Source organism: Brachyspira pilosicoli P43/6/78 (assembly GCF_000325665.1).
Lineage (GTDB): Bacteria > Spirochaetota > Brachyspiria > Brachyspirales > Brachyspiraceae > Brachyspira > Brachyspira pilosicoli.
Window position 1 is genome coordinate 47,965 of record NC_019908.1, and the last position, 20,798, is coordinate 68,762.

The following is a 20,798-nucleotide window of genomic DNA, read 5'->3' on the forward strand; positions in this document are numbered from 1 at the left end:
TATGTCAGAACATAAATCTATAGAAACTTTTTTTAGAGACTTATCTATGGGGCTTCTTTATATGGAAAACACCTATGAGATAGATAGGGTTGTAGATTTTTTTTTGGAACAGGTTTGTACTTTTTATGGATTTGATTGCGGAGAGGTTTATTTTTCTAAAGGGGATTATGTAATACTTAGGGGAGTATACGGCATTGACAGGTATTATGTTTGTAAAGTTGATTTCCCTATAGCAAAAAATAGAATAGAAGAGGTTTTATATAAGCAAAAGAGATATGTCGGCAATAATATGAATATTAGTGAGTTTGAAGTTTTTAATGATTATTCTTCACTAATGGTTTTGCCTATTTATTTGCATAATAATCCTTTAGGTTTAATTGCTTTTAGAAATAAAGAGGATAAAAGAGAGTATTATAAAACTATATTAGAAGATTTACTTAATATAATAGGTCATTTTGCAGTATATGCCAATAATGTTTTACAGAATGTTACATATAAAGAGAAAGATAAACAATTAAAATTACTTAGAGAGCTTTATATAAAATTAAGCGATATAGACAAATTTGATTCTAATCTAAAAGGCATTTCAGAAGATATAGCAAATATATTCAGTTCACGCAAAGCATTTATGATGTTTAGCTATGATAATAATACTAGATTTGAAACTATATCTAAATATGGTTTTGATGATAATTTTGATTGTACTATTTTTGAGAAAGAAAATCATATATCTAATTGTATAAAAGACGATAAATGTTTTATTAATAATATAGCAAAGACAGAATGTGCAGAAAGATTTGTAGGTATTATTAATAGGTCTGTGTTGTTTAATAGGGTTATGATTAGAGAGGGTTTTGATGTTTATATTGTAGTAATAGATAGAATTCCAGATGCTGTTAATCCATTAGGTGATTTTGACAATGAAGATGCTGGATTATTAAAGCCTCTTTTATTAAACATTTCAAGTAGGGTATCAGAATATTTTAACATAGTAGAATTGAGCAAAGCTAATGAAAAAAATATGCGTCATATGGCACGTTTAAATACGTTATATGATATGAGTAATATTTTAGTAGAGCGTTCAAAGACAGAGGATATATTATTTTTATTATTAACTATTACAACGATAGGAGATGTTTTTGCTTTTAATAGGGCATTTGCTTTTCTTTATGATGAGGGCTTTAATGTATTTAGGGGGCGTATGTGTATAGCTCCTAAAGACGGAGAAGAGGCTGCTTATATATGGAATGATATGAAAAATATTGATAAGTATGCTTTAAGAGAGAAGATAATGCTTTCTTTTAATATGAATAGTATTAAAGCTTCTTGGGATTTGAATCAGCAATTTATTAATACAGTTATACCTAATAATGAAAATTGCGAATTGTTTTTTGAGGTTTTCAATACTCATGATACTATTAATATTACTAATATAAATGAAGATAATAGAGTTGAACAGTTAAGGCAATATACAGATTTATTTGGTAATTATCCTTTTGCTATTATACCAATAATGAACGCTACTAAATGTATAGGTATGATATTAGTTGATAATCCTTTTAATAATAAACCTATACCTAATGATGACTTAGATTATTTAAAAATGTTTGGAAGGCAGGCTGCTGTTGCTTTAGGGTATTCATATCTTTATAATGAACTTGAAAAGAATAATAGTGCTTTAAAGACTGCACAAAAGACTTTATTTGATATGAAGAGTTTAGCTATTATAGGAGAGATGAGCTCTTCTATGGCACATAATTTGAGGAACTTCATTGTACCTATTGCGGGATTTGCTAATAGGCTTGTAAGAGTAAGTACTGATGAAAATATTAAGAAATATGCTCAGATTATAGCTGATGAGGTTGAGAATTTAGAAAATTATATTAGAAAGAACCTATCATTTGCTAAGAGTATTAATCTAGAAACAGAAAAAATCAAAATAGAAGATATTATTAAATATATTACTATCATATCCAAAGAATATATAAAAAAGAGCAACAAAGATATAAAATTTTATGCTCATAATTTCTGTAAAAAAGATACTGTATACTGGGATTATGATAGAATGAATGAGGTTATATTTAATTTGGTTGTTAATGCGATAGATGCTATATCAAATGAAAAATATGCAATTATAAGCGTATTGTTTAGCAATAATTTATATAATGATTCAATGATAGATATAATAGTAGAAAATACTAATTCTTATATTTCAGATGAAGTAATGGAGAATATTTTTAAGCCGTTTTTTACTACAAAAAGTCATGGTGTTGGTATTGGTTTGGCTATATCCAAAAGAATAGTAGAAGCACATGGCGGAAGCATGAATGTAAAAAGTATTAATAATCCATTTGAAGCTACTAGTTTTACTATTACAGTTCCTGAGGTTTTAAATAATTAATAAATGTATTCCGATAATAGTATTGGAGTAAGTTTATGGCAAAGATAAGTGAAGTAGCTAAGGCTGAATGTATTAGAAGACAAAACAAATATAAAGATTTGCTTTCTGTTGTAGAGTCTAAGTTAAATAAATTAGAAAAAGAAATATCTACTATTGATGATGAACTATTGGCATCATATAAAAAAATAGATTTAGCAGTTTTATATATTAATGCTTCTTCTTTAATAGCAACTTCTTGTTATGTGGCAATAGATTCTATAGATGTAAGGTCAGAAAATCAGCTTAATGATGGAAGAAGATATATTAACAAGGCTATTATTTTGCTTGAAGAGGCTTTAGGAAATCATTCTGATGATTCGCTTTCATTAAATGAAAATATACATGAATACTTAAAAGATAAGCTTAATGATGAATGGAGATATAAGTTTATATGTTCTTTTGGGTATGTTATAGACTTTTTTAAGTACTGTTATGGTGAAAACTCAAAATGGCTTCAAAATTTTTATGAGATAGAATGGCGTTTTGCTTTAATATCAAAAAATATAATAGATTTCAAAAATTATATAAAAGAGTTAAGCCCAGATGTTGAAGGATATATTTACAGGGTGAAACTTATGAGATTATCAAAGTCTTTGTTATCGGCAGCAGCAGAACAGCATAGAACAAAATATGAATTAAAAGAGAGAAGATTAGACGATATGAAAATAGCTCTAAATTTAATGGCTGCTTTAAGAAGAATAAATGTATATCTCAATGAAACAGAAGAGGCAGAATCACAGAAAAAGATTTATGACCTTTGGAAAAAGAAAATGGACGACGACATTAAGAAAATGTCATCTTAAATATTTTTTATATTCTTTTTACTCTGCTATTATAATATCATCTTCATATTTTAAAGATTTTACAGTTATAAGCTCTTTTTTATTTAGAGTTTTATCACTTTTAAACTTTACTTTTAAATATTCGCCGCTTGTGCCTATATAATAATTATTCTCCAAAACCTCTTCAACAATAACATCTAATTTTCTACCTAAAGCATTATTATAATAATTATCTTTCATTTTGTTGTTTAATTCATTTAAAAGTTTTGCTCTTTTTAATTTTCTTCTATATCCTATTTTATTTTGCATTTTTGATGATGGTGTATTTTCTCTGTCTGAATATCTAAACACATGCATTTTTATAAACTTTGATTTTTCGCATAAATTGTATGTATCATTAAAATCATCATTTTCTTCTTCTGGAAAGCCCACCATTACATCTGTGCTTATTGCCATATTGGGATTAACTTTATATAGCTTTTCTATGGAAGTTAAATATTCTTCTCTTGTATATCTTCTGTTCATTAATTTTAATATTTTGTTGCTTCCAGATTGTAAAGGAATATGAGCATGAGGGCATAATACATCTTTATTTTTAAAAAGGTTTATAAGCTCATCGTCAAAATAAATTGGCTCAACAGATGAAAGCCTTATTCTAATGCCGTATTTAGAAGAATGTTCTAATATGTTTTTTAGTATATCAGCAAATTTTATTTCGTTGTTAAAGTTGTAAGAGCCTAAATTAAGACCTGTTAATACTATTTCTTTATAATTATAATCATTAGCAATTTTTATAGCTTCATATATTTTATTTGGCTCAAGGCTTTTATGTTTGCCGCGTACTCTTGAGACTATACAATAACTGCAAAATACTTCACACCCATCTTGTATTTTTAAATATGCTCTGCTTTGCTCCTGCGGGAAAAATATTGGAGATTTTATTTCTTTGTTTGTATCTTTTTGTATAGTATTAAATATAATTTGTGCTGCTTCTTCTTTATGGTCATTATTAATTGTGATAATATTTTTATTTTCTGTAGTAAAGCCTTTTTTTGAAACATAACAGCCTATTAAAAATATTTTTTTTGTTCTATATCTTCCAATTTTTCTAAGTAGGACACTAATTTTTTATCGCTGTCATTTGTTACAGTGCATGTATTGATTGCTATAGCATCTGCTTCTTTTAGTGTTGTGATATTTGCTCCCATGTTTTTTAATTCGTAGGCTATCTTTTCGCTTTCGTATTGATTAAGTCTGCATCCGAATGTGTGTATGTGTATATTCATTTATTTCTCTCTTTATTAATAAAAAAACTATATTTATTTTTTGTTTATAAATAATAACAAATTATATAATAACATATTTTTTTATTTTTACTACTTGCAGAAAATTTTAATTATGTTAATATAATTATGTTTAGTAAAATGCCGATAATATCTTTATATTAAATTATATTCAGTGGAGTATATATGGATAGTAAGTATCGTATAGAATTAGATGAAAATTCCAAAGGGAGCATGGCAATGAATTCTTATAATAATCTCTCATCATTAGACACAGTAATCAAAGTTATAGGTGTCGGTAACGGCGGCTGTAATGCTATAAACAGAATGATAGCTGAAGGATTAGAAAATGTAGATTTCATAGCTATGAATACCGATGCACAGGCACTATCTCGTTCTAATGCTCCTACTAGAATAGTTTTAGGCGACAGAGTTACACAAGGTTTAGGTGCAGGTACAGACCCAGAGAAGGGTGCTGAAGCTGCTAGAGAAGATGTTGCTAAAATAGAAGAGATTGTAAGCGGTGCTAATTTGGTATTTATTGCAAGCAGTTTTGGAGGCGGTACTGGTACTGGTGCTAGTCCTGTTGTTGCAGAGGCTGCTAAAAAGGCTGGTGCTTTAACTATTGGTGTTGTAACTAAACCTTTTGAGTATGAAGGCAGACTTAAAATGGAGCGTGCTGAGGCTGGTATAGAAAAAATGCTTACAGTAGTAGACTCTCTTATCATTATACCTAATGAAAACCTTTATGATATGGTTGATATGGATAATTATAAATATGAAGAGGCTTTGGCTGTTGTTGATGATATACTACGTCAGGGTGTTCAGGGTATTTCTGATATAATTACTCAGGTTGGATTTATAAATGTGGACTTTGCCGATGTAAAAACTATGATTTCTCTTTCTAATGGAAGGGCTCATTTGGGTATTGGTGTTGGTAAAGGTGATGATAGACTTCATAAGGCTATTACTAATGCATTTGAAAATCCGCTTTTAGATGTTGCTAGTATTAAAAACGCTAGAGGAATACTTGCTAATATTGTTTGTCCTAAAGATTTTGGTATGAAAGAATATAGAGAGGCAAGCAAGATTATCAATAACTATGCTAATGAAAATGCTAATATCAAAATTGGTGTTTGTACTAAAGAAGATATTAAAGATGAAATTATTGTTACAATAGTTGCTACTGGTTTTGATAATAACTCTAATAATAGTGATGATAAAAAAATAGAAGATAAAGAATCTAATACTATAAAAGATGATAAAGTAAATGATGTTTCTAATGAAGTAAAAAATACTAATATAGAAAATAATTCTAATAATATTCAAGAAACTCAAAAAAGCGATTTTGTTGTTGATGTTGCTGATGTTGTTGATATTGAAGAAAAAGCTAATGTTGATATAGAAGTAAATAGAGAAAATCTAGACGAGATAAAAAGCAGCAAAATGGACGCTATTATAGGTAATTATATAAAAAACATAAAAAAATCAGACAATAATATAGAAGAAGAAATAGAAAATAATAATGATATTTCAAACAATAAATATGTTATCAACTTTAAAAATAAAATAGAAGAGATGAAAAAACCTGTAATAGTAAAAAGCGGTTTTAGCAGATTAAATCTTGAGAATGAATTAAAATCAAATAATTTAGATATTAATTTATCTAGCGATAACATATTGAGAGATGATGATGTTGCTGCGGAGTATGAAGAAGAGTTAGAGCATAGTAAAATGAGTAGTAAAGAGGAAGCTAAAGATTATAGACCTATGGCAGCAGTAGAGCTTAACAGTGTATTAGAAGATGAAGTTAATACAGAGAGAAAAGCTATATCTCCTTTTGAGATTATGCCTGAAGAGGAGATGCAAAAACATAATAATTTGGGAGCTAAATTGCCGTTTGCTGATGAGAGTGTGGATACTGATTATGAAAAACCAGCATTTCTTAGAAGACAATTGCAGGTGAGAAATATTAATAGATAAAAGGGTTGCAGCATTGAATATATATAAAATTTTTTGTTTATTTGTTTTAACAGTATGCAGTGCTTTGGCACAGAGTTATGATGATGCTTTAAATCTCTATAACAATAGAAATTATGAAGCATCTATCTCTGTGCTAAATTCTCTAAATATTAAACCTAGTAATATCAATGAATATCTTTTGCTTATAGATAATTATATAAAACTTCAAAATTATACCATGGCACAAACTCTTATAGATGATGCTTATAGATATCATTCTAAAGATTATAGAGTTTTGGAAAGAAAATTAACTATAGAACTTTTAAATAATAAAAACAATGAAGCAAGAACTACAATTAACCAAATTAAAGCATTAGACAGTAAAAATTATCTTGCTAATTATGCTGAAGGTGTATTAAGCGAAAGAGTAGGCTATTATAAAACTGCTATGAGCTTATATGAAAGGGCTATGATAATAAACAGAACTAGAAGTGAATCTCCTATAGCACTTGCATATTTAAAGCTTGCTAATGGTGATAGAAATGCTGCTTTAGATTTATTTAATCTTAATGTAAAAAACAACCCTAGAATGGCTGAGTCTTATTATAACTTGGCTAATTATTATTATATAACTGGAAATTATAATGCGTCTTTAAATGAAATAAAAAATGCTTTGTATTATTATACAAATTATAATGATGCTAAAATATTACAGGCAAATGTTTATATGGCTTTAGACAGATATAATGATGCTATAGCTATATTGGAATATTTACCGGAGTCAAGTTTTAGAGATGATACTAAAAATTATTATATAGGCAATGTTTATGAGAAGGCTAATAATTTTCCTAGTGCTAAAAATGCTTATATAAATTATTTAAGAGTAAAACCAGAAGATGAGCTTGGCAGATTAGCTTATGAGAGAGTTTTATTTAATACTAATCCTCAAGCTGATTATGAGAGAGACAGAGCTGCTTTATATTATGCTAATAAGGCTTCTTACTATACAAGACTTGCTGATAAAGTTCGCTCTCAAGCATATTTAAAACATATGTTAAAATTAAATCCTGCTAATACTTATGCAAGACTTATGCTTTCTGATGTTTATAAAAGAATGGGGTTAGAGGAAAAGGCTTTAGAAGAATTAGAGATTGCTAAGAATGTTAATCCTACTAATAAATCTATTGTTTATAAATATGATAGTTATAAAAGAAAATTAGATAAAAATATAATATCTAGAACTTGGGGAATAGATAATCAGTATAATGTAGAAAGACCGGGTTTTACAGTTGCTATAGCTGATACTATTAATATACAAAAAGACAGCCCAATGTTTTTAAATACTGCATTATATCAAACATTATCATACGTTCTTCCTCAATACGGCAGATTTAATGTTGTAGATATTTATAATACTTATTATTCTGAGAGAGATTTATATCAAGAATTAAAAAGAAGAAATGCTGATTATTATTTAAGAGGCTCTACATTTAGCGGATATGACAATATTACTTTAATGCTTGACTTAGTAGATGTTAATACAGAGAGAGTTGTTACTAATTTTACTATCACTACTAGAGGCAGAGATAAAATGATGACTGCTGCTGTTATGGCTGGAAATGTTATTAATAATACAGTGCCTTTCTATTCTAAAATAATTAAAATACATAATGACAATATATATATTAATGCCGGCAAACTTCAAGGCTTAAGCAATAATATGAATATGATGATATATAACACAACTAAAGCAGAGTTAAATATGACTAATGCAGAAAGTATTGGTATGGCTAAAGTAATAACAGTTGATGAGAATGTATCTTTAATTAAACTTATAGATAATAGAGCTTTAAGCAAACTTAATATAAATCAAATAACAGTTCCTTATGTTACTAATACAGTAAATACAAATATTGCTGCTGTTAATTAATAATTATTTATGAGAAACATTATAGGTGTATATGGTCTTATCTGTTCTGGTAAGAGTTCTTTTTCTAAAATGCTTGCAAAAGAGCTTGATGCGTTTTATATAGATGCTGATAAGCTTGGTCATGAGGCTTTAGAAAATAAAAAAGATATTATTGTAAAAGAGTTTTCTGATAGTATATTAGATTCCAATAATAATATAGACAGAAAAAAACTTGGAAGTATTGTATTTTCTAATAAAAACAAGCTTAAAAAACTTCAGGATATTACTTATTCTTATATAGAAAAAAAGACAGAAAATTTGATAAACTCCACTGATAAAGATGTTGTTATAGAAGCTGCTTTAATTATGAGGAGCAATATTTATAAACTTTGTAATAGTTTAGTTTTTGTTAATGCCAAAACTTCTAGTATCTTAAAAAGAATGCAAGAAACTAGAAACATATCAGAGCATCATGCAAGAAAGATATTAAAAATGCAAAGAGATGTAAAAAATAAGAAACTTGATGCCGATATTATTGTTAACAATATGAGAGATTATAATCATTTAGTAATTATATCTCGAAAATTAGGATGGCATTATGGAAATGAATCAAAAAGAAAACATGGAAGAAAGAGATTATTCTACTAATCTCAATAATCATCAAAAAAACAAAAGAACATTATATATAGTTAATTTTACACCTATAAGACTATTGGTATTTTCTGTAAGTGCCGCTAGTTTAGTATTATTTATATTTGTTATAGGTTTTCATTTAGGTTCTTCTAAAACTAGCTATGCTTCTAATAATAGTGCAGAAGTTTCAAGCGATATACTTATGAGAGAAAACAGCGGTGATTTAGATACTACTGATACTTTGGCTATGGCTAATGATTTAAATACTCAAGAAAACACTATGCAAGAATCTAGTATTGTTGATTCAAATATAGATAATATTGAGCCTTTAAATAATAATAATGCTTCAAGCGGAAACAGCAGCAGTATTATTAGAGAGGGTGTATCTTCAGAAGATAGATATAATGAATACACTAAAAATTTAGCTTCAGAACTTGATGCTATTAATGCAAATATTAAAGGCGAACAAGCTCCAAATTCAACATATACACCTCCAGAGCAAATGATAGCTAGTGTAAAACCTATAGAGAAAAAAGAAGTAACTACAACTGTACCATATACTAGAAGCTCTTCTCAAGACTCTATTTATTTTATACAAGTAGCAGTTGGTTTTGATAAAGATAATACATATTCTGTAAGAGATACATTAAAAGCAAAATACCCAAAAACTTTTGTAAAAGAAGAAGTAGGCTCTGACGGAAAAACTATGTATAAAATTAAAATAGGAAGATATGAAACTAGAGAAGATGCTCAGAAGGTTTTAGCTGAAATTAAAAAGAATCCTGTTTATAAAGATAGTTATATTTATTCCGATAAGAAAGTAAGTTAATATTTTAAAGATATCCTAAAAGTTATTGTTAGTCCCCTTTTTAAAGCTATTTGCTTTGAGAGGGGATTAATTTTTTAAAAATTTTTTAAAATAAAAGCATTTCTTCTTCTTTTATATTAATTTTTTCTTTATGAAGTTCTTCTCTTGATTTGTATGATATATTATATTTCTCTTCTAATGCTTTTATTTTTTTGTACATTTTCTCTTTATAATCATCTTTAAGAATACCATTGCTTCCATAAATATATAAATATTTTTTATAATGATTTGGAAAGTTCTCTCTAACAAAGTTTAAAAATATCTTTCTGCATTCTCCGCAAAGTTTTAATGCATCAGCAGCACAGTAATCTATATCACATTCTTTTGCTGTTTTAAAAATATTTTCTAATTCATCTTCTGTGATAAAAGGCATTACAGGCATTGTATGAATTGCAACTGTTGCTTTTGTTTTTTTGAACTCTTTTAATATTTCTAATCTTTTTAATGGGCTTATTACATTAGGCTCTATAAGTGATGAGAGTTTTTCATTTAATGTTGTTATAGTAACTGCTATTCTAACTGGCACTATATTTGAAAGCTCATCTATCAAATCAAAATCTCTTAATATTAAATCGCTTTTTGTAGATATGCACATTGGTGTTTTATATCTTATAAGAAGTTTTAATATATCTCTCATAAGTTTATAATCTTTTTCGCATTCTTGATAATTATCTGTAACGCTTCCTAAGTTAATAATATCCCTTTTCCAATTTCTTGATGATAACTCTTTTTCTAACATTTCTGCAATATTTTTCTTTACAAATATCTCGCCAAAAAAATCTCTTGAGTTAATATATTTATGAGAATATACAGCAAAGCAATAGTAGCACTTATGAATGCAGCCTCTGTATATATTTAAATCATAACAGAAACCGTATTTATTATTTATTTTATTTAATGCTGATTTACAGTTAATTTCTCTATATTTAATCATAAATACCCTTATATTTATACAGTATATTAATATATATTATATATTTTTGCAAGTGAGTTTTAATAAAATTCTTTAGTAAGTTTAATATATTTCGATATAGTTAATGGATTATTTTAAATTAAATAATAAAGGCAATTTTTAATTATGAAAGGTAAAAGAATTATCATAATAGGAGCTGGTCTATTACAAGTGCCGGCAATACAAATAGCCAAAGATATGGGATTATATACAATAGTATTGGATTATAATAAAGATGCTCCGGGAATGAAGATAGCAGATTATCCTATAATAGCGTCTACAAGAGATGTTGATGGGTGTGTGAGAGTTGCTAGGGCTTTAAGCAAAGAAATGGGTATAGATGGTGTTATTACTGTTGGAACCGATGCTTCTAGCACTGTTGCGGCTGTTGCCAATGCTTTGGGGCTTCCGGGCAATAGATTTGAAGATGCTTATGCTGCTTCAAACAAAATAAGAATGCGTGAGAGATTTAAGAAAAACAATGTTCCTCAGCCTAATTTTTTCCCTGTGTGGAATTATGATGAGGCGGTTGAGGCTTATAGAAATTTAACTAAACCTGTTGTAATAAAGCCTGCCGACAATATGGGAGCACGCGGAGTAATGAAGGTGTCTGATGAAAAAGATGTACTTAATGCTTTTAATAGGGCTAAGAGTGCTTCTCCTTCGGGTGAGGTTATAATAGAAGAGTTTATGGAAGGGCCTGAACTTTCTATAGACATGCTTATTTATAATGATGAGATATATGTTACAGGTGTTGCTGACAGAATTATAGAATATCCTCCGTTTTTTATAGAGACTGGGCATATACTTCCTTCTGCTTTAGAGCAAGAAAAGATAGATGATGCAATCAATGTAATGAAGGCTGGTATAAAGGCTTTGAATTTAAAAATTGGTGCTGCTAAGGGAGATATAAAAGTAACAAAAAACGGTGCTATGGTAGGGGAGATTGCTGCGAGACTTTCTGGCGGTTTTATGAGTGCTTATACTTATCCTTTTGCTACTGGTGTAAACCTTATTAAAAATGCAATAGAGATAGCTTTGGGTAATCCTCCAAGTGATTTAAAGCCTAAATGGGATAGAGTTTCTGTTGAGAAGGCTTTTTTACCTGGTACAGGAATTATTGAATCTATAGAAGGCTTGGAAAATGCTAAAAATATAGACGGCGTAAAAGAGATATTTATTAAAACAAAGGTAGGCGATATATTAGTTTCTCCTACAAGCAATCTTGATAAGGCTGGAAACGTTATAGCTGTGGCAGATACTAGAGATAAAGCCATAGAAATTGCTAATAAGGCTATAAATGCTGTTCATTTTAAGCTAACCGATGAAAAATCTCTTACAATAGAAGAAATTAAAAAAGTATCAAAAGAAAAGTTATCTTCAAAACATAATGTTGATTATTTGTTTGATGAAAATAAAGATACAGGATTGGAAAATTATTCTTTCTCTCCAAGCATAATACATAATGATGATAAAGATGTTAGTTTGCAAACTAGTATATTTAATATGCATTTATCTCAGCCTATTATAATAGATACTATTCATAACCTTCCAGAAGCTTTAGACGGTATAATGGATATAAAAGAATATTATAACATCACTATGGATATAGCTTCAAACTCTGAGATACTTGCTATACTCAATGATTTTAATAATGATGAAATATTTAATTTAGCTATCCAATCTATCAAAGAACATAAGAGAGGAATTGTTATGATTAGCGGTAATAACTCTCAAGATGTTATAATGAGAAAGCTTAAAGAGGCACAAAAAAATGGAGCTTGTGCTGTTGGAATAGATTTGTCTTATTATTATAATGGCTGTGAAAATAATATACATCTAAAAACTCATAAAGAAATAAATTATATTCAAAAACATTTGGACATACCTCTAATAGTAAAAGGCATATCTAATGAAAAAGATATAGTTAATAATAACTTAAATAATGTATATTTTTCTAATAATAATAAGTATTCATTAAAAGGTATGAAAAAAGTTTCCGATACTATTAGTAGCATAGCTTTAAACTTGCATAAGAATAAAATGCAAATTAATATTTTGGCAGAATCACCTAAATACGGCGGAGAATTATTTAAGTATTATGCTTTAGGTGCTAATGTTGTTTGCGTGACAGAAGAGAGTTTTATTTCTATTGTAAGCAAAGGCAGAAAAGGACTTGAATATATGATTTATTCTACTAAAGAAGAATTAGAAAGAATGATGAAAATATTCGGATTCAATAAATTAAAATATGATAATACCGTATGGTGCAAAAATTAGGTAGTTATTTATGGAAGTAAAAGAAATTAGCTTATCAAAATCATACCTTTATGGTTTTTTTGCTGCTATGATAAGCACTCTAATATATAGTGCTATAGCAATACCTATTTATATATTACTTATCTCTTCAAACCCTAATAACTTTTTGGTTTATTTGCTTTATACTTTGGATATTTGGGTTTGGATATGGATATCTATGTCTATATTATATGCTTTTGTTGTGGTGTTTATATTTTCTGCAAAAGAGCATGAGGCTAATTTAAGAAAAAGTATAGGAAATATTTTATTTTTTGTTGTTACTTCTATAGTGATGCTTCTTTCTTTAAGCTATATACCAGAAATACAAAAAATATTATACAGACAAGAATATACTTTCTATAGTACAATATTATCTCTATGCTTATTTTTTATGGCTATATTTTTATCTTATAATATAAGAAATATTATATTTTTTATGTATAATTTAATATTATTTAATTTAGGATATGAATCTGCTAATTCTTCTAATAATTCATCTGATGAAGCAGAAAAAACTAATACTTTAGAATATGAAATATTTAATAATACATTAAAAACAGTAATATCATTTTCACAGAGACATAATTATGCTATAGGTATAATGGCGTTTAATATATCTAATGCTAATGATATAATAGAGCATTATGACAGACTTGGATATTATAAGATAAGAAAAGATTTGGTTGCTTTTATAAAAAAAGAAGCTAGAGCAGGCGAGAGTCAATGTTTGATAGATGATGATATTATATATATAATAGTATATGCTAATGAAGAAGAGGCTTTGAAGATTACTAAGAGATATTTAAAGATGCTTCAAAATTATAACTTTAGCTATAATGGCGATAATATAGATGTAAAAGTGTCTATGGCTGTTAGCGGATTTGATTTTGCTGATAATAAGGCTAATAAAATATCAATATTTACAGTTAAAGATAATTTAACTGATAAGATAAAAGAAGCTTTAAGGGAATCTAAAGAAACAGAAAGCCCTGTTATAGTTTATCAAAAAGGAATATAATAGTGGAATTTTCAATTATACTTATAATGATGCTAATAGTTGTATTGGGAGTTGCAACTAATTTTATTGTAAAGAGCGGTTCTTATCCTGCCAAATTAAAACGCATTACTCAATTTTATGAAGATGGTAATGTTGAACTTGCAATGAAAGAAATCAATGAACTTGACCCGAAATTTAGAAAAGACCCAATTATATTATGGTATAGTGCCAATTTATATTATAAACAAAATCAGTATATATTGGCTATGGCGGCATTGCAATCTATGTTAGACGGTGCTTATTTTACTAAAGATATTACCGAATTAAAGGTGCGTGAGTTTTTGGCTAATATTTATGAAGAGACTGGAAACTCTAAAAAGGCTTTAGATGAATATGATTATATAATAAAAATAAAAAATCAGGATTATGATTCTTTATATAAAGCAGGTCTTATATCTTATCAAAGCGGTGAGTGGATATTGGCTCAAAAATATTTGTCATTGGCAGCTACACGTAATGACAGCAATCCTGAATTATTGTATATGCTTGCTTTTTCTTATTATAAAATGAGAAGCTATCATGCAGCTCAGCAAAATATTGAAAAGGCTATAGCTTTGGATTCCTCTAATTATAATTATCATTTACTTTATGGAAGGATATTATCAGCATCTAGAGATTTCCAAAATGCTGTAAAAGAATTAGAAATATCTTATGACAGCAGTTTTATAGATAATAAGGATAGTATATCATTAGATTTGGCTAATTCTTATTATGAGCTTGGAGATTATGATAAGGCTAATAAATATTATAGAGAAGTACTTACTAAAGATAATATTGCAAATGAGAAAGTTGTAGATGAAAGATATAGATATGCTGAAACTTTGGTTAAACAAAAACATTTTGAAGAGGCTGTTAAACAGTGGGAGATAATAAAATCTATAAGAAACATATATTTAGATGTTGATCAGAAATTAAAAACTTATAGTTCTATCATAGCTAATAATGCATTTAGAACAGCTTTGGAAATGGACGTTATTGATTATTTGGAAAAACATTTCTATAGAATATTAACTTTAAATGGATATATTGTAACAGACCATACTAAAAAATCTGATAGTTTAGTTTTCTTTGTAACTATTAAGAAATTTGGTTCTGAAGGTCAATCATATAAGAGTACTTTTGCTTTGGATACTTCTGGATATCCTATGAGACAAAATACTGTAGATGAGTTTATGGATTATGCTAGGGCGTATAAGAGTGCTCACTCATTCTTAATTAGTATAGGTGATTTTGCTCCTAATTTGAAAGTTGATGATACTGTTATGATTATAGAGCCTGAAAGATTTGAAGCTATTATTGAAGGCGTTATATCATTCAGCGACTAATTATTTTTGTAAAGTTCTATATTGCAAAAAAAAGTAAAAACTCTTACTTGCAAAAAAAGAAAAATATATTATTCTTTTTTTTAAAAATGTTTGGAGTTTTTATGATTAAGAAAGTATTATTATTAGTTTTATTTTTATTTGTTGCTTGTAATAATAAAGATAATTTGGATAAAAATCAAGAAAATACTGAAAATATAGAAAATAATTATATAGATACTAATCAAAACGCTTTACCTGAAACAACAACTACTACTACCGTTAAAAGTGATGGTGATTACAATGAATGGTTTTCGCCTTATACTTTTATGAAAAATGATAATGGCTCTATGGCTCAATTAGCTTTGAATGATATGGTTTTGCCGGAATATAATATTGCTCAATTTAGATTTACTTACATAGATGAAAATTTAATAAAGACTTATTTTTATTCTAATGCCACTATTGATAATGACGGAGCTGATATGTATGCTCAGTCTGATACAGGCTATACAATAAGAGGCAATTATTATAATAAAAACTTTACCATTACAACAAAAATAGATGAAGTAGATATTAGTGCTTCAGATTTTATTTCTGCTGTATCATACAATTATTTATACACAAACTCATCTCAAAATGATTCTCTTGGAAATGGTTCTACTTTCTTTTATAAAGATTCTATATTTGTTATTATTCCAAAAGATACAAATAATTTAGAAGTTTATGATAAAATAACTTTGGATATTAATAATAATATTGATAATATTGTACGTGATGAAAGATTATGGTTAAAAAATGAAACTCTTCCTTTCTTTGAAAAGGCTATGAGTGATTTTTATAATGACTGGTATACAAACTCGGATTTTAATTATGAGTATATAGCTGGTAAAGATATATTATATTTTAATGATACAACAATATCTATAAATAGCTATTCTTCTATCTATATGGGAGGAGCTCATGGCGTTTATAATAATACATCTTTAGTTTATTCTCTTAAAGACGGAGAAAAAATCTCAATTACAAATTTAATAAAAGATTTTAAAGATGAAAAATTGCGTATAAGTATGAAATCTAAGCTTCTTTCTATAAGCGACAGAACAGAAGAAGATTATTTAGTTCCTTTAGATGAAATAACTTTAGAAGATACTAGTTTTTATGTATATAAAGACGGCATTCACTTTGTATGGCCTATTTATACTATTACAGCATATGTTCAAGGTGAAACAGAAATAGTTTACTCTTTTGACGAAATAAGACCTTTTGTAAACGAAGAGTACTTATATATATTAGAGGAATAATAGTTTTGTATGTAGTATAGTTTATGAACTTGACTTTTAATAGTAAATTTGCTATACTGTATTCATAAAACAATATAATTAATTTATGGTAAGTATTTATGACTGAAGAACAAAATGAACAATCTCCAGAATGTGGAGGTATTTATTGTGCTAATTGCAGGTATTGTGTACTTTTTAGAAAGGCTAGCGGAATAGACGGCTCACAATATTTGCTAAGAGTAAAATGTACTCAGGAACAATGGCGTAAAAAACTTGGTGAAGAAAAAATGTACAAGTATTTTACAGTTGCAAGAAGAACTGTAGAAAAATGCGACGATTATAAGGATATGGGAGATTTAAGAAGTTTCCTAAAAATCTTACGCAAAAGTTTGCCAGTACGCGATGAAGTCTATTCTATAAAAAAATAGTGGATTTTATTGGTGAAAAAAACTTATTATTTATTGCTTATTTTTGCTTTATTTACAATCTCTTGTGCTACAACTGTAAAAGTTGATGCAGAAGAAAGGTATCCTAAAATCATAGCAGAAAAAGCTTATACTGAATTTAATAATAAAAGATATAAAACTGCTATAGCATACTATCAGTATATCATAGATAATTTTGATAGAAATAATTTTGCTAAAGATGTTTCTTGGGCTTATTATGAGATTGGTTTCTGTTATTATTATCAGAATAAGTATGAAGAGGCTATAGATTATTTTAATATTGTTATCAATGATTTTGCTGTTTTGCCTCCTAAAGTATTAGCTCAAAAAGTTATGCAAGATATTTATACTAAAAAACCAAAATTGAAACCTATTGAAACAGTAGAAGAAGTAATAATTGATGAAGATATTGAGCAAGTAGTGGAAGAATAATGAAAAAAATTAGTATAATGCTAAGATTGATACTAAGCTTTTCTATTATTAGTATTATTTCAATATTGTTTATATTCTTGCTATATAATATATATACTAGAGGCGAAGGTAAAGTATATGATTTGCCGGTATATATTTTTGTTTCACTTCTTATATACAAAAACTTTATTCCTTTTATTATAGCTTTAAGTGTATATTCTGCATTCTTTAAAGGCTCTTATTTGCCAGGATTACAAATATCTAGAATGATTGCTATACCTATTGCTTTAATAGTTGTATTAACAGCATTCTTTGCTTTTTATGATTATTTCTTGGCTAATAAATTGGTGTATGCGTTAAAAGAATACAATACAAATAAAGATTATAAACATTTCAATCAGTATAAATTATCGCTTAAAGAATATGAATATCAAAGGGCTCAGCAGGAATTTGATAATGGTAATTTGAATGAGGCTGAGAAGTTCGCTAGAAACGCTTTAATATATGATAGAAATGATGGTAATATTTTATTATTATTAAAGGATATTGAAAATAAAAGAATTGAATTGGAAGAGATTGCAAATACTGATAGGGCTACTTATGTAAATAATTTGCTTTCTCAAGGTTCTAGAGCATTTAGTCTTTCAAATTATAATCTTGCTAATAGATATTATACTGATGTGCTTAAAATTGATAGATATAATCCTTTAGCTATTTATTATCTTAATAAAATTAGCATTATACAAAATAATAAGCCTCTATATATTGGTAAAAACTTTTATGAATCATTAGCATACGGCAAGCTTGCAGATACTATAGAATTATATAGAAAAGGAAGTTTTTGGAAGGCATATAGCAGTATATCTAATTTGTATGTTAATTATCCTAATATAAATGAAATTGGCATCTATTATTCCTTGATAGTTGATAGTATTAATAGATATGATTTTTTTATAGACAGAGCACATGAGATTAGAAAGTTTTTTATAGATGATTATTATTCTATAACAAATACCACTATGCTAGAAAATAATGGTATTACTTTAATGCTCAATAATAATACTATGCTTTGTGCTCTTTATAGTATTTTCTTTGGAGAGTCATTATATTTATATGATGTATCCATTATTAATTTAGATAATCAATTAAAAGCTACAAATAAAGTAATATATAAATATGGTAAAATAACTGATTCATTTAATAATCCAGATATGAAAAATATTATTTTAAAAGCAAAATTTAATGATTTGAATAATACTTATGATAATAATAATTTAAATGAAAATATTATAAGTATTAATATATCTGATAGTGCTATAAAAAATATTAAAGATTATGCATTTAGAGTATTAGCTTATACAGGATTAAAAGATATTATAAGTTTAAAATCTGAGCTTCCTTCTTTTGGTTATTCTAACGATGTTATAATTGATATTTTATTTAAAAAGATTTTAACGCCAATTTATTATTTACTTTTATTTATAATAATAGCATATTTCTCATTTAGATATAATATTTATATTAAAAAAGATGTTTCCTTTGGTGTAGTTTCCAATTTAATAGGTATTATTGGTACTATATTATTTGTATTGCTTTATGTTATAGCGGTTGATTATATATCATCACATATATTAATGCTTTTAGGTATTAATGTGAGTATTATAATAATGTTAGTTTTTGCTGTGGTAATGATATTAGCTTTGCTGCTTCAGATGTCAAGAATAAATAAATATGTTAAATAATGTATATTCAAAATCAGAAATTACTGAATATTTAAAGAGTAAGTCTATATTCCCAAATAAAAATAGAGGTCAAAATTTTTTATGCGACAGAAATATTGCTTCTAATATAGCAAACACTGTGCCAAAAGATATTTTGAGAGGTGATTATGCTATAGAGATAGGAGGGGGATTAGGCTCTTTAAGTAATGTGCTTGTTGATATATATAAAAATAATCTTACTATAGTTGAATATGATAATGCTTTGTATAATCATTTGAAAGAAACTTATAAAGATATAAATATTATTCATAATGATATACTAAAAGTTGATATTAACGATATAGATAAAAAGAAAAACTTTGATGTATACGGCAATATTCCATACAATATAGCAAGTCCTATAATAGAGTGGCTTTTTTGTGATTGCTATAATAGGTGGAATTATGCTGTTTTTATGGTGCAAAGTGATTTTGCAAATAGGTTAATTGCCAAAGAGGGCAGTGAAGATTATTCTGCTTTAACATTGTTTGCAAGTTTTATGTCTGATATTAAATTAGAGTACAATGTATCAAAAGAAGTTTTTTATCCAATACCCAAAGTAACATCATCTATTATAAGCATTAAGCCTAAAGAAGTTGATTTAAGTATGCTTAATATTTTTAAATCTGTTTCAAAGACATTGTTTCACAACAGAAGAAAAACTATAAAAAATAATTTCCTAAAATCTCCATACATTGATATTGATAAATATAAAATAGATGAAATATTAGAAAAGGCAAATATTGATAAAGAGATTAGAGGGGAGTCTTTGAGTATAGAAAAAGTAAAAGAACTTTCTCTAATAATAAAAGATTATATTTAATTATTATCTCTTTGTTTTATTGAGTTTATTATACCATTTATAGTTTTATCATCTTTTTTGCTGTTAGCATTATATATAGCAGTTATTTGAATGATGTTATTTCCGTTTATCATTATAAAGCTTCTTTGATATGTTTTGTTTGGTCCATAGTAATAGCTAATTAACATATCGTAGGCATTAGTTTGTTCTTTGTAGTATCCTTCTTTTTCTACCTTTACTTCTTTTAATACTTTATTATTTATTACACCATTTATTATGCCTTCTTTTGAGGCTAGTATATCTATTGGATAATTAGATTTTGTATATGAAACATTGTATATAGAGGTTTTTGTTTCTATGCCGTATGAATCTATTATTTTAAAGTTTGGATTATATTCTATCATATTGTTTATATAATTTTGCTCGAAGTTTTCTGGTATATCTATTGTTATATCATCGAAGATTATAGTTATGTTTTCTATTTTTTTACAAGATGATAGAATTATAGTGATAAGTAAAATATATAATAATTTTTTATTCATAATAATTTATTATACATTAATAGTATTTTTAAAGCAAAAAAATATCAAATTTTAATATAAAAAGTTGTA

General features: G+C 27.1%; 16 protein-coding genes and 1 pseudogene. 14 read left to right on the plus strand and 3 right to left on the minus strand.

The window, feature by feature from the left end; genetic code table 11:
- Position 1: 1 nt before the first annotated feature.
- Positions 2–2,401, plus strand: a complete 2,400-nt coding sequence (locus BPP43_RS00225) for a GAF domain-containing sensor histidine kinase (protein ID WP_015273821.1) — start codon at positions 2–4, stop codon at positions 2,399–2,401.
- A gap of 35 nt (positions 2,402–2,436) precedes the next feature.
- Positions 2,437–3,243, plus strand: a complete 807-nt coding sequence (locus BPP43_RS00230) for a TP0443 family flagellar-associated protein (RefSeq protein ID WP_013243506.1) — start codon at positions 2,437–2,439, stop codon at positions 3,241–3,243.
- An 18-nt stretch (positions 3,244–3,261) separates the two neighbouring features.
- Here BPP43_RS00230 and mtaB read toward each other — a convergent pair.
- A pseudogene (mtaB, locus tag BPP43_RS00235) lies at positions 3,262–4,508 on the minus strand (tRNA (N(6)-L-threonylcarbamoyladenosine(37)-C(2))-methylthiotransferase MtaB).
- 183 nt (positions 4,509–4,691) lie between these two features.
- On the opposite strand from mtaB, the gene ftsZ reads away from it, so the two are divergent.
- The 4 genes from ftsZ to BPP43_RS00255 are packed head-to-tail and all read left to right on the plus strand — an operon-like array spanning position 4,692 to position 9,838.
- Positions 4,692–6,488 carry a cell division protein FtsZ gene (gene ftsZ, locus BPP43_RS00240; protein WP_015273823.1) on the plus strand — a complete coding sequence of 599 codons (1,797 nt, stop codon included), beginning with the start codon at positions 4,692–4,694 and terminating at the stop codon, positions 6,486–6,488.
- Between the two features lie 13 nt (positions 6,489–6,501).
- On the plus strand, positions 6,502–8,397 hold the full coding sequence (locus BPP43_RS00245; protein WP_015273824.1) for a tetratricopeptide repeat protein: 1,896 nt from the start codon (positions 6,502–6,504) through the stop codon (positions 8,395–8,397).
- A 9-nt stretch (positions 8,398–8,406) separates the two neighbouring features.
- On the plus strand, positions 8,407–9,024 hold the full coding sequence (gene coaE, locus BPP43_RS00250; RefSeq protein ID WP_015273825.1) for a dephospho-CoA kinase: 618 nt from the start codon (positions 8,407–8,409) through the stop codon (positions 9,022–9,024).
- Positions 8,975–9,838 (plus strand): SPOR domain-containing protein, encoded by an 864-nt coding sequence (locus tag BPP43_RS00255; protein ID WP_015273826.1) that lies wholly within the window; start codon positions 8,975–8,977, stop codon positions 9,836–9,838. Before coaE ends, BPP43_RS00255 begins: the two co-directional genes overlap by 50 nt.
- Positions 9,839–9,923: 85 nt before the next feature.
- On the opposite strand, the gene BPP43_RS00260 is transcribed toward BPP43_RS00255, so the two are convergent.
- The gene (locus BPP43_RS00260) at positions 9,924–10,811 is read right to left on the minus strand and encodes an SPL family radical SAM protein (protein ID WP_015273827.1); all 888 of its coding nucleotides are present in this window, start codon (positions 10,809–10,811) and stop codon (positions 9,924–9,926) included.
- Between the two features lie 144 nt (positions 10,812–10,955).
- On the opposite strand from BPP43_RS00260, the gene BPP43_RS00265 reads away from it, so the two are divergent.
- The 8 genes from BPP43_RS00265 (at position 10,956) to rsmA (ending at position 20,208) form a co-directional block, all read left to right on the plus strand.
- Positions 10,956–13,109 carry an ATP-grasp domain-containing protein gene (locus tag BPP43_RS00265; protein WP_014933507.1) on the plus strand — a complete coding sequence of 718 codons (2,154 nt, stop codon included), beginning with the start codon at positions 10,956–10,958 and terminating at the stop codon, positions 13,107–13,109.
- A gap of 10 nt (positions 13,110–13,119) precedes the next feature.
- On the plus strand, positions 13,120–14,145 hold the full coding sequence (locus BPP43_RS00270; RefSeq protein ID WP_014935628.1) for a hypothetical protein: 1,026 nt from the start codon (positions 13,120–13,122) through the stop codon (positions 14,143–14,145).
- Positions 14,146–14,147: 2 nt separating this feature from the next.
- On the plus strand, positions 14,148–15,509 hold the full coding sequence (locus BPP43_RS00275) for a tetratricopeptide repeat protein (RefSeq protein WP_014933505.1): 1,362 nt from the start codon (positions 14,148–14,150) through the stop codon (positions 15,507–15,509).
- A gap of 101 nt (positions 15,510–15,610) precedes the next feature.
- Positions 15,611–16,789, plus strand: a complete 1,179-nt coding sequence (locus tag BPP43_RS00280; protein WP_014933504.1) for a DUF3298 domain-containing protein — start codon at positions 15,611–15,613, stop codon at positions 16,787–16,789.
- 98 nt (positions 16,790–16,887) lie between these two features.
- Complete coding sequence (locus BPP43_RS00285) at positions 16,888–17,196, plus strand: hypothetical protein (protein ID WP_013243495.1); 309 nt, start codon at positions 16,888–16,890, stop codon at positions 17,194–17,196.
- 12 nt (positions 17,197–17,208) lie between these two features.
- Entirely contained in the window at positions 17,209–17,646 is a 438-nt protein-coding gene (locus BPP43_RS00290) for a tetratricopeptide repeat protein (RefSeq protein WP_013243494.1), read from the plus strand.
- Entirely contained in the window at positions 17,646–19,367 is a 1,722-nt protein-coding gene (locus BPP43_RS00295) for a tetratricopeptide repeat protein (RefSeq protein WP_014933503.1), read from the plus strand. The genes BPP43_RS00290 and BPP43_RS00295 overlap by 1 nt, the downstream gene beginning before the upstream one ends.
- Complete coding sequence (rsmA, locus tag BPP43_RS00300) at positions 19,357–20,208, plus strand: 16S rRNA (adenine(1518)-N(6)/adenine(1519)-N(6))-dimethyltransferase RsmA (protein WP_015273828.1); 852 nt, start codon at positions 19,357–19,359, stop codon at positions 20,206–20,208. Before BPP43_RS00295 ends, rsmA begins: the two co-directional genes overlap by 11 nt.
- Here rsmA and BPP43_RS00305 read toward each other — a convergent pair.
- The gene (locus BPP43_RS00305) at positions 20,205–20,729 is read right to left on the minus strand and encodes a hypothetical protein (protein WP_015273829.1); all 525 of its coding nucleotides are present in this window, start codon (positions 20,727–20,729) and stop codon (positions 20,205–20,207) included. The genes rsmA and BPP43_RS00305 overlap by 4 nt on opposite strands.
- Positions 20,730–20,798 lie beyond the last annotated feature (69 nt).

Bases quoted from the DNA above. Each gene is read 5' to 3' on its own strand.
- BPP43_RS00225 (WP_015273821.1), top strand. From the start codon at position 2: ATGTCAGAACATAAATCTATAGAAACTTTTTTTAGAGACTTATCTATG.
- BPP43_RS00280 (WP_014933504.1), top strand. From the start codon at position 15,611: ATGATTAAGAAAGTATTATTATTAGTTTTATTTTTATTTGTTGCTTGT.
- BPP43_RS00265 (WP_014933507.1), top strand. From the start codon at position 10,956: ATGAAAGGTAAAAGAATTATCATAATAGGAGCTGGTCTATTACAAGTG.
- BPP43_RS00255 (WP_015273826.1), top strand. From the start codon at position 8,975: ATGGAAATGAATCAAAAAGAAAACATGGAAGAAAGAGATTATTCTACT.
- BPP43_RS00285 (WP_013243495.1), top strand. From the start codon at position 16,888: ATGACTGAAGAACAAAATGAACAATCTCCAGAATGTGGAGGTATTTAT.
- BPP43_RS00270 (WP_014935628.1), top strand. From the start codon at position 13,120: ATGGAAGTAAAAGAAATTAGCTTATCAAAATCATACCTTTATGGTTTT.
- rsmA (WP_015273828.1), top strand. From the start codon at position 19,357: ATGTTAAATAATGTATATTCAAAATCAGAAATTACTGAATATTTAAAG.
- ftsZ (WP_015273823.1), top strand. From the start codon at position 4,692: ATGGATAGTAAGTATCGTATAGAATTAGATGAAAATTCCAAAGGGAGC.
- BPP43_RS00305 (WP_015273829.1), bottom strand. From the start codon at position 20,729: ATGAATAAAAAATTATTATATATTTTACTTATCACTATAATTCTATCA.
- coaE (WP_015273825.1), top strand. From the start codon at position 8,407: ATGAGAAACATTATAGGTGTATATGGTCTTATCTGTTCTGGTAAGAGT.
- BPP43_RS00295 (WP_014933503.1), top strand. From the start codon at position 17,646: ATGAAAAAAATTAGTATAATGCTAAGATTGATACTAAGCTTTTCTATT.
- BPP43_RS00230 (WP_013243506.1), top strand. From the start codon at position 2,437: ATGGCAAAGATAAGTGAAGTAGCTAAGGCTGAATGTATTAGAAGACAA.
- BPP43_RS00260 (WP_015273827.1), bottom strand. From the start codon at position 10,811: ATGATTAAATATAGAGAAATTAACTGTAAATCAGCATTAAATAAAATA.